We start from the raw sequence: 13,153 nt of genomic DNA, 5'->3' as shown, positions 1-13,153 counted from the left end.
CTCCCCGTGAGCTGGGGCTTCTCCCGTACCCAGACCAGAAGCCGCGCACGCCGGAGGGGGACCCGGCTGCGCCAGCCGTGCAGGCCCGAGGGTGCCCCGCACGGCACGAGGTGAGGCCCCACGTACCCCCGAGCGTGCGGGCCTCACCTCCCCAACACCAGAGAGCAGGTGACGCAATGACGGACGCTCTCACCGAGATAGCCTCAGCAGTCGGCACACCACACGGCATGACCGCCTCCCAAGTCCTCACCTACCTCGCCACCGGAGAACGCCGACACGGCGACGCCAGACCAGGCGAATGCGGAACCGTGGACCCACGCAACGAACAGCAGTGGTGCCGTGAACCTGCCAACCACCACGGTGACCACAGCCCCGTCGCCTCACCAGCCACCGAGTGCGGTGTCCTGCTCAACCCACCCGACCCGTACCGCTGGTGCCCTCAACCCCCAGGCCACAACGGTGACCACGAGTAGACAGCGCAACGTCAGGCACCGCAGCGGACGCCCCTACCGCAGAGCACGCAAGCAGATGTTCCTCATCTACGGCACGGACTGCTGGATCTGCGGACACCACGGAGCAGGCGAAGCCGACCACCTCATCCCCATCAGCCTGGACCCACACCAGCCCGTAGACCCCCACGCCATGCGGCCAAGCCACGGAGCCAACGCCCCATGCCCCGTGTGTGGTCGCAAATGCAACCAGGAGAAGGGCGACAAGCTCCTGACCAGCACACCCCTGCGAACCTCGCAAGACTGGTAGCTTCCGCGTTTCCGCAGGTCAGGGACTTTTGACCAAGGGTCTGGATGACCCCGCGACTAGGCGTCCGTTTTTCTCTCCCCGCGAAACCCTAGGCGGTGATCATGAGTGAGCTTGATCTTGCCTCGGCCGTGCTGAGCGGCGACCGCCGGGCCTCGCTGGAAGCCATCCGGGACAAGCTCGCCGCCGAGCTGCGCGATGCGTCCGGCCGCGACACAGCCGCCCTCGCGAAAGAGCTGCGCTCGACCATCGCGGAGTTGGAGAGCCTGCCCGGCGGCAAGGAGGTGAGTCGCCTTGACGAGCTTGCTTCCAGACGTGCGGATCGGCGCGCAAACGCCGCGGGTGGGTAGGTGGCCTGGCTACGCCGTGAGTGCGGCTCCGGAGTTCATCGACCTGGCCGAGTCCGCGGGGCTGGTGCTCGATCCTTGGCAGCAGTTCGTGCTGACGCATGGCCTGGGCGAACGCCCTGACGGGCGGTGGGCGGCCACGAAGTGTTCGTGCTGGGTGCCCAGGCAGAACGGCAAGGGCGGCATCATCGAGGCGCTGGAACTCGGCTGGCTGTTCCTGCTCGGCGAGAAGCTGATCCTGCACAGCGCGCACGAGTACAAAACTGCCCAAGAGGCTTACCTGCGGATCAAGGGCCTGTGCGAGCAGACCCCGGACCTGGACCGGCGCGTCAACCGCTACTGGCAGGCGAATGGAGAGCAGGGCATCGAGCTGACGAAGTCGGCCGGCGGCGCACGGTTGAGGTTCGTGGCCCGCAGCCGGACGTCGGGTCGCGGCTTCTCGGGCGGCAAGAACGTGCTCGACGAGGCGCAAGAGCTGACCGCCCAACAACGGGCGGCCATGCTGCCGACCCTGTCGGCTCAGCCGAACCCGCAGGAGTGGTTCTTCGGCACCCCACCTGATGACCCGGCGGCGTGGGCGTACGGCCTGCGCGCGGATGGCGAAGCGGGCGCTGACCGTATCGCGCACTTCGACTGGGGCGCCGACCTGGATGTCACGAACGAGGCCGACCGGCGGCGAGCTGCCCGGGACCGCGACTTGTGGTACGCGTGCAACCCAAGCTTGGGCATCCGGATCACCGAGGAGTTCGTCGAGGACGAGGCCAAGCCGTCCGGTCTCGGCGACAAGTTCTCCGTCGAGCGGCTGGGCGCGTGGCTGCCACGGGCCAGCGACGGCGCGAGCGAGTTGAGTGTCGAGGCGTGGCTGAAGCTGACCGACCCGGAGTCGCGCCGGCAGGGTGATGTGGCGTTCGCCGTGGATGTCACCCCGTCGCGGGACTCGTCCTGCATCTCCGTGTATGGGCTGCGCAGTGATGGGCTCGGTCATGTGGAGGTCGCCGACCATCGGCCGGGAACGGACTGGGTGGTGGATCGGCTGGTGGCGCTGAGGGAGCGCTGGGATCCGGTCGCGATCGGCCTGGATGTGAAGGGCCCGGCCGGCTCATTGCTGGTCCCCTTGGAGAAGGCGGGCATCACCTCGCCCGAGGATGCCGAGCACCCGAGACGCGGGGATCTGGCGATCCCGAGCGTGCAGGAGGTGGGGGCGGCCTGTGGCCAGTTCGCTGATGCGGTACGGCAGGGCACGCTTCGGCACATTGGCCAGGAGGTCCTCGACTCCGCTGTGCGCGGGGTGAAGACGCGGCCTCTGGGTGAGGCGTGGGCGTGGGGGCGGCGGGTGTCGTCCACGGACATCAGCCCGGTGGTGTCGGTCACGATCGCGCGCTGGGCGTACGAGATGCGCATGCACCTGCTTGAAGAGGACTACGACGTCGCGGACTCGTTCGGCTGAGGGGAGGGTCATGGGCATCTTGTCGACGGTGCGGGGCTGGCTGTCCTCCCCGGGGGAGTCTCGCCACGCCGAGATCACCACCCCTGAGGAACTGCTCGCGATGGCGCGCGATCGGCGTACGGGCACGGGCGGCGTCCTGGTCACCAATGAAAGCGCGCTGCGGCAAAGCGCCGTGTGGGCTTGCCTGCGGGTGCGGGCCGATCTCGTGTCCGTCATGCCGGTGGACGTCTACCGGCGGGTGAACGGCGTCCAGATCGAGGTGGCCAAGCCTCCCGTCCTGGTGGACCCGGGAGGTCAACAGGTCGGAATGATGGAGTGGCTCTACTCCACTCAGTTCGACCTGGACCGGGCGGGCAACTGCTTCGGGCTGATCACCGAGCGATCGGGCGTGCTCGGCCCGGACGGACGCGGCCTTCCCGCACGCATCGACCTCGTCGCGCTGTCGGACGTCACCGTGCGCGCGACCGGCGCCGAGATCACGAAGTACGTCATCGCCGGCGCCGAGTACGAGCCGCACGAGGTATGGCACGAGCGGCAGTTCACCGTGGCCGGGATGCCGTTGGGCCTGTCTCCGGTCGCCTACGCGGCGTGGGGTATCGAGGAGTCGCTGAACGCCCAGCAGTTCGCCCGTGACTGGTTCGCCGGCGGAGCCATTCCGCTGGCCGAGCTGGTGAACAAGGCGAAGACCATCAACAAGGCCGAGGCCAAGGTCGCCAAGGAGCACTTCCGGGCGTCCGTCGCGGACGGCGACCTGTTCGTGCACGGCAACGACTGGGAGTACAGGCCGATTCAGGCGGTTGCGCAGCAGTCGGCCTTCATCGAGTCACGCGAGTTCGGGCTGACGGACATCTCCCGCTTCTTCGGCTGCCCGGCGGACCTCATCGACGCCGCCGTCTCGACAGGCTCGGTCACCTACGCCTCGATCACGCAGCGCAACTTGCAATTCTTGATCTTCCATCTGGGGCCCGCTGTTTCCCGTCGAGAGGATGCTCTGTCCCGCCGCCTGGTGCCACGTCCCAGGTACGTGAAGCTGAACCGCAGCGCCCTGCTGGCCATGGACCCCGAGGCCCGCGCCCGCACCATCATGACCAGGATCACCTCGCGCACGCTGGCGCCTTCCGAGGCCCGCGCGCTGGAGGACCTGCCGCCGTTTACGCCTGAGCAGCTCGCGGAGTTCGAGACGTTGTTCGGCAGCCCGCGCACGCAACCCGTCACCGCCTCGGCAGGAGGACCGACCTCATGAATGATCGAGCTGCTGCCGCCGCCGAGCGCGCCCAGCACGTACGGCAACGCAGCGACCGGCCGTCACAGCGGCGCAGCGGCGAGCATGCCGGCTCCCGCGCGCTCGCCCGGGTGCCCGCCGCGATCGACCTGCGCGAGCAGGGCGACGGCGGTTCACTGGAGTTCCTCGGCCGCGCCACCATCTACGAGCGCGGATATGAGATGTGGGACATGTGGGGGCCGTACACCGAGATCGTGTCCGCCGGGGCCGGCGCCGACTCGCTCGCTCGCGCCGACCTCGACGTGCCGCTCGTCCTCGGCCACGACCAGCTCCGCCGCCTGGCCCGCACCACTACGGGCACGCTTGAGCTGGTGGAGGACGATAGCGGCCTTTCTGTCCGAGCGCCGTCCCTCGACCCCGCCGACTACGACGTGGCGTACATCGTCCCCAAGCTGCGCGCCGGACTCATTGACGAGATGAGCTTCGCCTTCCGTATCGACGCCGGCCAATGGTCGCCGGACTACACCGAGTACCGGATCACCCGCTACGACATCCACCGGGGCGACGTGGCGATCGTCGGCTACGGCGCCAACCCGGCGACGGAGGCGGCGCTGCGGGAGAAGCCCGCGACGTCCAGCCGGGCTCGTGCGCTGCTGGAACTCGCGCTCGCCCGCTGATCTCCGGATACACGACAGCGTGTACCCCCCTCACTAGTGAGTACCCCCTTGAGCTTCCCGCCCTCTGGCGGGTGCATTGCCCTGCGCTCACGCGCACGAGCCCATCCGGCGCAACCGCCTCGGATGGCCGTCTGACCTGGACCGGGGCGTCTGGATTCCATCACAAGCAAGGAGTGACGAGCCATGACGCTCGACAACCTGATCGCGCAGGCGCGAGAAGCGCTCACCGCCGCGATCAACAACCGGCGCCAGGAGCAGGACGCCCTGATCGCGCTGCGGGAGGACCCGAACCTGACCGAGGAGGCCGTGACCGAGCGAGTCACCGCCCGGGACGCAGCCGACGCCGAGGTGACCCGTCGTCAGGCGGTCCTGGACGAGCTGCTCGCCGAGCAGGCCCGCGAGGAGGAGATCGCCGCCCTGTCCCAGCGCATCCAGCCCACGGGCGTGCGCGCTGGTGGGATCGAGCGGTCCGCCCGCATCAGCATGGAGGAGCGTACCTATCGGCGCGACTTGGACCCGCGCGGCCAGGGCTTCGAGCGGGATGTCGCTGCCGCATTCCTCGGCGACTACGAGGCGCAGGCCCGCCTGGCGCAGCACATGCGTGAGGAGCGGGTGGAGCGCGGCGACCAGCTCGACCGAGGCCAGCAGCAGCGCGCGGTCGGCACCGGTGCCTTCTCCGGCCTGGTCGTGCCGCAGTACCTCACGGATATGTACGCGCCGGCGGCGCAGGCGATGCGGCCGTTTGCCGACGCCTGCCGTGGCCACCAGCTCCCGCCGGACGGCATGACGGTGAACATCTCCCGGATTACCACGGGATCGTCCACGGCGCTGCAGGCCAACGAGAACGACGCCGTGTCCGAGACGAACATGGACGACACGCTGCTGACGATCAGCGTGCAGACCATCGCTGGTCAGCAGACCCTGTCTCGGCAGTCGATCGAGCGTGGCACGGGTATTGAGGCGGTTGTCCTGGATGACCTGTTCCGCCGGTACGCGACCACGCTGGACTCCACTCTGCTGAACCAGGCCACCACCGGCCTGTCGGCTGCGGCCACGGCGGTGACCTACACCGACGCGAGCCCGACCGCCGCTGAGGCATACCCGAAGATCATCCAGGGTCTTTCCGAGGTGGAAGCCGCGATGCTCGACCAGGCGTCCGGCGACAACATCGCGATCATGCACTCGCGCCGCTGGTACTGGCTGCAGGCAGCCATGGGCAGCACGTGGCCGATGATCACTCAGCCGGGCATCGTCGTCCAGACCCTCGGCGCGAACTTCGGGGAGACCTACGGCCGGGGCGTGCGCGGTGTACTCCCCAACGGGACACCCGTGATCGTCGATAACAACGTCGCGACCAACCTCGGCGCGGGCACAAATGAAGACGAGATTTACCTGGTGGACCGCCTGGAATGCCACCTGTGGGAGGACTCCAGCGCGCCCATGTTCATCCGGGCCGAGCAGCCCAAGGCCGCCAACCTCGGCGTGCTGCTCGTGGTCTACGGCTACATCGCGTACACGTTCACCCGGTACGCGCACTCCCGGAAGGTCTCCGGGACCGGCCTGGTGACCCCGACGTTCGCCTAGTCCTCGACTGCTGGGGCCTGCGGTGCGGCGGGCCCCAGCGCCCTTTCCAGGAGTGACGATGACAGATGATGCGATGATCGCCGCCCTGCTGCGGGAGCGGGAAGGCTACGTGCAGCGCGGTATGGACGAGCGGGTGGCACAAGTGGACGAGCAACTCAGGCTGCGCGGCCACGAGACCACTCCGGGAGACCAGGCCCGTACCGAGGCACCGAAGAGTCGTCGGGCGCCTCGCAAGGACACCACGTAGGCGGCCATGGCCAACGAGTACGCGACCCTGGCCGACCTCAAGGAGTACCTCGCCATCACCGACAACGCCCGCGACAACGTTCTGTTCAACGCCATCGCGGCGGCATCGAGGGCGATCGACAAGAAGACGGGCCGCCGCTTCTGGCTGGACGGCAGCGTGGTTCAGCGGACGTTCAACCCGTACGGGCGGGTCGTCCGGGACGAGCGCGGCGAGCTGCTGCTTGTGGACGACATCGGGAGCGCGTCCGGCCTGGTGATCGAGACCGGAAGCGGCGGCTCCTGGTCGGCCGTAACGGGCTACGAGACGACGCCGGACAACGCGCTGCTCGACGGCCGCCCGGTGACCGGGCTGCTGCTGGCCACCGGCACCTGGGGCACGCGAACCAGCCGGGTGCGGGTCACCGCCCGGTGGGGCTGGCCGGCCGTCCCCGACGAGATCGAGCAGGCGACTCTGCTACAGGCGAGCCGCCTGTACAAGCGCAAGGACACGCCGGAAGGCGTCGCAGGTTCGGCCGACTGGGGGTTGATGCGCGTGCCTCACCTCGACCCTGACGTGCGGGCCCTGATCGAGCCGTTCATGCTTCCCGGGTTCGCCTGATGGCCAGCTTGAGCGCCATTCGCGCGGCGCTGGCCACGCGGTTGAAGACGATCCCTGTCCTGACCGTGCACACGCAGGTGCCGGACAACATCCACCCGCCGGCCGCCGTCATCATGCCCGGCTTCGAGGGCGAACCCTGTGTCCGCTTCGACTCGACCATGGCGCGAGGTAGCGACGAGTTCCTGTTCACGGTGTCGGTGTACGTGCAGGCGAGCGACGACACCTCCTCACAGGTGGAGCTGGACGCCTACCTGGAGGGATCAGGTTCACGCTCCATCAAGCAAGTCCTGGAGACCGACGCGTCGCTCGGTGGCACAGCCGATTTCGTCCGGGTCCGCGAGGCCCGAAACTACGGCCCGACCGAGTGGGGCGGCAGCGGCGGAACCCGTTACGTCGGCGTGGACTTCGGCATCGAGATCACCGCGTAGGAGGGCGGATGGCCAAGAACTACCGGGTCCTGTGCGGCCTGGACTATCCCGGCAAGGGCGGGCTGAAGCGAGCCGAGCCGGGCGACGTGGTCAGCGATCTGCCCAGAGAAAGCGTGGGCTGGCTGATCGAGCAGGGAGCGGTGGAGGAGGTGAGAGGCGATGGCGTTCGCACACAGCAAGAACAGCCGGGTGATGGTGAATAGCACCCACCTGTCGGGGCGGATCACCGGATGGACGGTGAGCGGTGAACGCGGCCTCGGCGAGACCACCACCCTGCTGGACATCGGGGCGCGGTTCCTGCCCGGCCTGCGCTCCGGCAGCATCAGCCTCAACGGCCTGTTCGACGGCGCGGCTGGCGACATCGACGAGATGATCCGAGCCACCGACGGCGTCCAGAACGGGCTGCTGGCCAGCGTGCTCCCGGACGGCTTCACGATCGGCAAGCCGGCGTTCATCACCACCTCGAACCTGTCGTCCTACAGCATCGAGTCGTCGGTGTCGGAGACCGTCTCCCTGACCATCGAGTCCACCCCGGACGACGGCGTCGACCACGGCCGGGTCATCCACGCCCACACTGCGGAGACGACGACCGGCAACAGCACGTCGGTGGACAACGGCGCGTCGTCGACCAACGGCGGGGTCGCGGCCCTGCACGTCACCGCCGTCACGGGCACCACCCCGTCGCTGACGGTGAAGGTGCAGCACAGCGCCGACAACGTGTCGTTCGTGGACCTGATCACGTTCACGGCCGCCACAGCCGCGACGTCCGAGCGCAAGACGGTCACCGGCACGGTCAACCGGTACGTGCGCGAGCAGCACACGATCTCCGGCACCACCCCGTCCTTCACGTACGCGGCGGCGTTCGCTCGCCGCTGACCTCCTTCTTCCTCTTCGATCTGCCCGGCCATGTCGCCGGGTCTTCTTATGCCCGGAGGGCGAGATGGCTTTCGTGCACGGCAAGGGCAGTGTCTTCGCGGTGGATGACACCGGTGGCACGCTGCGGACTCTCTCCCAGTACGTCGACAACGTGTCCGGCCTGCCCGGCAGCCGGGACCTGTCGGAGGTGACGGCGTTTGGCGACCAGGGCGTGAAGAACATTCCCGGATTGGTCAACTCGACGTTCTCGGTCTCCGGTCACTTCGACTCCACGGCGACGACCGGACCGGACGTCGTCCTGGGCGGCCTGCTGTCGGGGCAGACGGCCACGGCCACGTTCGAGTACGGGCCGGAGGGCTCCACCACCGGCAAGATCAAGTACAGCGGTGAGTGCTGGATCACCTCTTACACCGCCGAGTCGAGCGTCTCCGACAAGGTGAGCTTCTCCGCGGAGTTCCAAGTGGACGGCGTGGTCACGCGCGGTACCTACGCCTGATGCCCTCCCAGTGGGAGGTCGCCTTCCAGTTTGGGCGGGAGTGGAAAGAGGTCAACCGCCGTCTCCGCCTGGCCGGAGAGAAGGGCCTGCAGAAGGAGCTGCGCAAGGCCGTGCGTGAGGCGGCCAGACCCGGCCGCGATGCCGCCAAGATCGCCGCCCGCACCATCCCTGCGAAGGGGCCGCGCTCGCGAGGGCTGCGCCGGCGGATCGCCCGCGGCGTCGGCATCCAAGCGGACGCCCGCCGGGTGCGGATCGTCACCCGGATGCCCGCCGGGATGGAGATGCTCCCCAGAGGGTTCGACACACCCAAAGGCTGGCGCCACCCCGTGTACGGCAACCGGGAGCGCTGGGTTCAGCAGCCCGGCCATCCGTGGTTCCGCTCGACGATCGCCAAGACCGCGCCCCAAGCCCGCGAGGAGATGCGGGCCGCGATGGAGCGCGTGGCGGAACAGATCACCGATTAGACGCGGGGCGGCTGGCTGCTGCGGTCCAGCCGCCCCGTCACCAACCGCAGAACCGCACGAAGGAGAACGCCATGGCAACCAGGAACGAGAACAGCCCGAAGCCGGTCAGGGAGGCCGACGAGGGGCGCGTGTTCGAGTGGACCGGCGAGGTCGGGCAGAAGGTCACTTTCGTCATCCCCCAGCGGATCAAGCGGGGCAAGCTCGCCCGCTGCTTCGCCCAAGACGACTTCGTCGGCGCCCTCGACTCGATGTTCACGGCGGAGGAGATGGCCGCGTTCGTCGAGATCGAGTTCTCCGCCGGCGAGTGGGCGGACCTGCAGATCAAGCTGTTTGACGCGCTCTCCGACGCTGACCCAAAAATCTGACCGCGCTGTGCCGTCTGCTGGTCGCCCACGAGGAGGACATCGAGGCGGACCTGGCGTGGCGCTACCCGCGTGACGCCGACCAGCTCGAAGAGTTCTGGGCCGGCCGGATGAGCGTCCGCCGGCTGCTGGTGCTGGTGTCCCGTCTGCCGCGCGACTCTGCCACGGTCACCGCCGACCTCGGCCCGTGGAGCACCCAGATGGAGCTGCTCGCGCAGACGCGTGACCTGCTGGCTGAGGCGAACTACCTGTTCCGGTCCGCCACCCGGGGCAGCGCGCCGCCTCCTGCTCCTCCCGAGCTTTTCCCGCGCCCGTTCCGCTGACTGATCTGGGGGTGAGCTGTGGCCAACCAGACCGCCCTTGGGTTCACCATCTTCGCGCGTGAACGCGCGTCGAAGGTGTTCAAGTCCGTCGCGCACGACATCGACGTGCTCGAAGCGCGGATGCAGAAGGTGCAGTCCACCGCGCGGACCGGCGTCGGCCTGGCCGCGGCGGCGGGCGGAGCGGTGGCGCTCACCCAAGCGGTCCTGCCCGCGGTGGCCGCAGTGGGTGCGATGCCCGCGGTGCTGCTGGCCACGAAGGCGGCCAGCGCCACCCTGAAGGTCGGTTTGATCGGGGTCGGCGACGCCATGAGCGCGGTCGCCGAAGACGACGCGGCCAAGCTCGACGAAGCGTTGGAGAAGCTCTCTCCCAACGCCCGCCGGTTCGTCCGCGAGGTCGCCGGGCTGAAGAGGTCGTTCGACCCCATCCAGCAGGCCGTCCAAGACAAGATCTTCGCGGGCTTGGCGAACGAGCTACGGCCGGTCGCCGTGAACCTCCTGCCGGAGACCCGCACCGGCATGCTCGCCGTGGCCGGCGCCTTCAACACCGGCGCCAGGGAAGTGACCGCGTTCGGCAAGACGGACCTCGCCCGAGGCACGGTCAACCGGGTGTTCGCCGGAACGAGCCGGATCATGGGCACCGTGACCGGCGCCGTTCAGCCGCTGCTGCGCACGGTGTCCGGGCTCGTCGGTCCCAGCTTCACCTTGGCGCAGCGGATGGCCGGGTGGGCGGTCAACGGGGCCAAGGCCGCTGACGCGTTCGTCTCCTCCGAGCGCGGTGCCGCGATGCTGCAGCGTGGCGCGGTCAAGGCGGGCGACACCCTCGCCCAGCTCGGCCGGATCGGCGGCAACGCGATCAAGGGCCTGGTCGGCATGTTCAGCCAGGCCAAGAGCACCGGCGATGGGCTGCTCGACACCCTGGAGGCCGGGACCGCCCGCTTCGCCGCCTGGTCGCGAAGCGTCGAAGGGCAGAAGCAGGCCGCCGAGGTGTTCGGCCTGCTCAAGGACACGGCGGTCGCAGTGGCCGATGTGCTGCCCATCCTGCTGGGTCCGCTCGCCAGCGTCGTCAAGCTGATCAACGGCCTGCCCGAGCCGCTACGCAACGGTGTCGTACAGTTCCTCGCGTTCAGCGTGGTCATCGGTACGGTGACATCCCGTCTGCGTCCGCTCCTGGCCGTGGTCGGAACGGCTGCGGCTGCGTTCCGCGCGGCAGACGGGCCGGTGTCGAAGTTCCGGGAGAACCTCTCCTCGGCGAGCGGTGCCGCAGGGAAGTCGAGGGTCGCTCTCGGCGGCTTCGCCGGGTTCCTCGGCGGCCCGTGGGGGCTCGCCATCACGGCCGCCGCGGCCGGTCTGCTCATCTTCTCCAGCCGCAACGACGAGGCGGAGCAGCACGTCAAGAACCTGACCGACGCGCTCATCGCCAACAACGGCGCGTTGGACGACGCCTCGGTCAAGAGCATCCAGTCCGCGCTGGAAACCCAGGGCGTGTACAAGGCCGCCGAACGGCTGGGCATCAACCTGCAGAAGGTGACCGACGCGGCGCTCGGCGAGAAGGAGACGCTCGCCGAGCTGACCGCCCAGTTGCAGACTCACGCCACCACGGTCAACGCCGCAGGCGGCAGGGTCGGCCAGTTCCGGACGGCGCAGAAGCAGCTGACCGGCGATGCGCTCCTACTCAGCAACGCGATCACCGGCCAAAACCAAGCCATCTCGGACGCGACCGGGCGCTATCAGCGCATTGTCGCGGGTGCGCCGAGCACGTCGGCGGCGTCGAAGAACGTCGCGGACAGCATGTCCTCGGTGGGCTCCTCGGCGAAGGACGCCAAGGTCCAGGTCGCCGGGCTGACAGCAGAGCTGGCGAAGTACAAGAACAAGACGGGCGACGCCGACCTCGCCGGTATCGCGTTCCGCGACTCGCTGGACGAACTCACCGAGGCGTTCCGGAAGAACAACGTCAAGATCGACGAACGTACCGGCAAGATCGACATCAACAGCAAGGCCGGTCGCGAAGCCACCCGCGTGCTGATCGGCTCGATCAACGCCGCAGTCGAGCACTCCAAGAAGGTCAACGACCAGACCAACAGCGTCGACAGAGCCAACAAGGTTTTCGCCACCGAGATCTCCCGGCTGCGCGGCGTGCTCGTTCAGTCCGGCCTGTCGCGCGCCGAGATAGACAAGCTCGTCGCCCGGTACCTCAAACTCCCATCGCAGATCAACGGCGCCACCGACAAGATCAAGAACCGGCGCGTGATGATCGAGGTCAAGGCCGGCGGCAAGCTCGTCGGCTTCCGCGTCAACGTCGGCGGCTCAACCGGCACCGTGCTGAACGCCACCGGCGGCGTCATGCCGGACATCCTGCCCGGCTACAGCCCCGGCAAGGACAACCACTTCTTCTACTCCCCAGACGGGCGCGGCAAAATCGGGCTGTCCGGCGGTGAAGCCGTCATGAGGCCGGAGTGGACCCGCGCCGTTGGCAGCGGCTACGTCCACACCATGAACGCCATCGCCCGCCACGGCGGCGCGTCCGCGGTCGCCAAGGCGATGGGTGTCGGTCCACGCTGGGCTCCCCGGATGGGCGGCGAAGGCGTCGGGTACGCCTCGGGCGGCATCATCGCCAAGCACTCCATCAGCGGCCTGTCGTCGGTGCAGGCCATGGCCGCCAAGGCGAACGCCCTGTACGGCTCGTGGGCCTCTCAGATGGGCAAGGCCGTCTCAGGCGCCTACAACAAGGTCTGGCTCGGCGGTCCCGGCGTACAGAACGCGCTGACGTGGGCTCGTGCGCAGGCGGGCAAGCCGTACATCTGGGGCGGCGTCGGCCCCTACGGCTACGACTGCTCCGGCTTCACCTCTGCGATCACGAACGTGATCCAGGGCCGGAGCCCCTACAGCAGACGCCACACCACCCACTCGTTCGGCACCCGCGGCGGCCCGGACGGCTTCATCCGGAACCGGCAGAGCGGCTTCATGGTCGGCGTCACCGACGCCGGCGTCGGCCACATGGCCGGCACGCTCGGCGGGACCAACGTCGAGTCCCGCGGAAGCCGCGGCGTCGTCGTCGGCCCGGCAGCACGCGGCGCCAGCAACGATCTGTTCTCCCGCCGGTACGGCTTGAAGTTCGACGACGGCGGCATGCTCCCGCCCGAGTGGTCCATGGTCTACAACGGCACCGGCGCCCCCGAGCCGCTGGCCAACGTGGACAAGATGCGCGGCGGCGACCTGATCATCCAGAACGCCCACTTCCACGGCGTCCAGGACGTCGCCGACTTCGTCCAGAAGCTCCAGCGGTACGCCAAGGACCGCGGCGGCATCGCCTTGAAGATCCGGGGGTGA

At 68.7% G+C, this 13,153-nt stretch carries 15 protein-coding genes; all 15 read left to right on the top strand.

Annotation, left to right across the window (positions count from 1 at the left end; all coding sequences use genetic code 11):
• Positions 1–860 precede the first annotated feature (860 nt).
• A complete protein-coding gene (locus tag FVE25_RS32955; RefSeq protein WP_157251047.1) occupies positions 861–1,106 on the top strand; it encodes a hypothetical protein in 246 nt (81 codons plus the stop codon).
• Positions 1,072–2,550: a terminase gene (locus FVE25_RS32950; RefSeq protein WP_181019784.1), complete on the top strand. Its 1,479-nt coding sequence runs from the start codon at positions 1,072–1,074 to the stop codon at positions 2,548–2,550. The genes FVE25_RS32955 and FVE25_RS32950 overlap by 35 nt, the downstream gene beginning before the upstream one ends.
• 10 nt (positions 2,551–2,560) lie before the next feature.
• Complete coding sequence (locus FVE25_RS32945; RefSeq protein WP_157251045.1) at positions 2,561–3,793, top strand: phage portal protein; 1,233 nt, start codon at positions 2,561–2,563, stop codon at positions 3,791–3,793.
• Positions 3,790–4,449, top strand: coding sequence for an HK97 family phage prohead protease (locus FVE25_RS32940; protein ID WP_157251044.1), 660 nt, complete (start codon positions 3,790–3,792; stop codon positions 4,447–4,449). Before FVE25_RS32945 ends, FVE25_RS32940 begins: the two co-directional genes overlap by 4 nt.
• A 183-nt stretch (positions 4,450–4,632) precedes the next feature.
• Positions 4,633–6,033, top strand: coding sequence for a hypothetical protein (locus FVE25_RS32935; protein ID WP_157251043.1), 1,401 nt, complete (start codon positions 4,633–4,635; stop codon positions 6,031–6,033).
• Between the two features lie 58 nt (positions 6,034–6,091).
• Complete coding sequence (locus tag FVE25_RS32930) at positions 6,092–6,280, top strand: hypothetical protein (RefSeq protein ID WP_157251042.1); 189 nt, start codon at positions 6,092–6,094, stop codon at positions 6,278–6,280.
• A 6-nt stretch (positions 6,281–6,286) separates the two neighbouring features.
• Complete coding sequence (locus FVE25_RS32925; RefSeq protein WP_157251041.1) at positions 6,287–6,877, top strand: head-tail connector protein; 591 nt, start codon at positions 6,287–6,289, stop codon at positions 6,875–6,877.
• 8 nt (positions 6,878–6,885) lie between these two features.
• The gene (locus FVE25_RS32920; protein WP_157251040.1) at positions 6,886–7,305 is read left to right on the top strand and encodes a hypothetical protein; all 420 of its coding nucleotides are present in this window, start codon (positions 6,886–6,888) and stop codon (positions 7,303–7,305) included.
• 8 nt (positions 7,306–7,313) lie between these two features.
• Positions 7,314–7,508, top strand: a complete 195-nt coding sequence (locus FVE25_RS32915) for a hypothetical protein (RefSeq protein WP_157251039.1) — start codon at positions 7,314–7,316, stop codon at positions 7,506–7,508.
• Positions 7,465–8,181 (top strand): hypothetical protein, encoded by a 717-nt coding sequence (locus tag FVE25_RS32910; protein ID WP_157251038.1) that lies wholly within the window; start codon positions 7,465–7,467, stop codon positions 8,179–8,181. The genes FVE25_RS32915 and FVE25_RS32910 overlap by 44 nt, the downstream gene beginning before the upstream one ends.
• 64 nt (positions 8,182–8,245) lie before the next feature.
• Positions 8,246–8,677, top strand: a complete 432-nt coding sequence (locus FVE25_RS32905; RefSeq protein ID WP_157251037.1) for a hypothetical protein — start codon at positions 8,246–8,248, stop codon at positions 8,675–8,677.
• Positions 8,677–9,141, top strand: coding sequence for a hypothetical protein (locus FVE25_RS32900; RefSeq protein WP_157251036.1), 465 nt, complete (start codon positions 8,677–8,679; stop codon positions 9,139–9,141). Before FVE25_RS32905 ends, FVE25_RS32900 begins: the two co-directional genes overlap by 1 nt.
• A 71-nt stretch (positions 9,142–9,212) precedes the next feature.
• Positions 9,213–9,506, top strand: a complete 294-nt coding sequence (locus FVE25_RS32895) for a hypothetical protein (RefSeq protein WP_157251035.1) — start codon at positions 9,213–9,215, stop codon at positions 9,504–9,506.
• A gap of 107 nt (positions 9,507–9,613) precedes the next feature.
• Positions 9,614–9,826: a hypothetical protein gene (locus FVE25_RS32890; protein ID WP_157251034.1), complete on the top strand. Its 213-nt coding sequence runs from the start codon at positions 9,614–9,616 to the stop codon at positions 9,824–9,826.
• A gap of 18 nt (positions 9,827–9,844) precedes the next feature.
• Positions 9,845–13,153 carry an NlpC/P60 family protein gene (locus FVE25_RS57110; protein ID WP_157251033.1) on the top strand — a complete coding sequence of 1,103 codons (3,309 nt, stop codon included), beginning with the start codon at positions 9,845–9,847 and terminating at the stop codon, positions 13,151–13,153.

It is taken from the genome of Nonomuraea typhae (genome assembly GCF_009760925.1).
GTDB classification, from domain to species: Bacteria; Actinomycetota; Actinomycetes; order Streptosporangiales; family Streptosporangiaceae; genus Nonomuraea; species Nonomuraea typhae.
The sequence above is the reverse complement of the archived record's forward strand: the minus strand, read 5'-3'. Positions and strand labels throughout refer to the sequence as shown.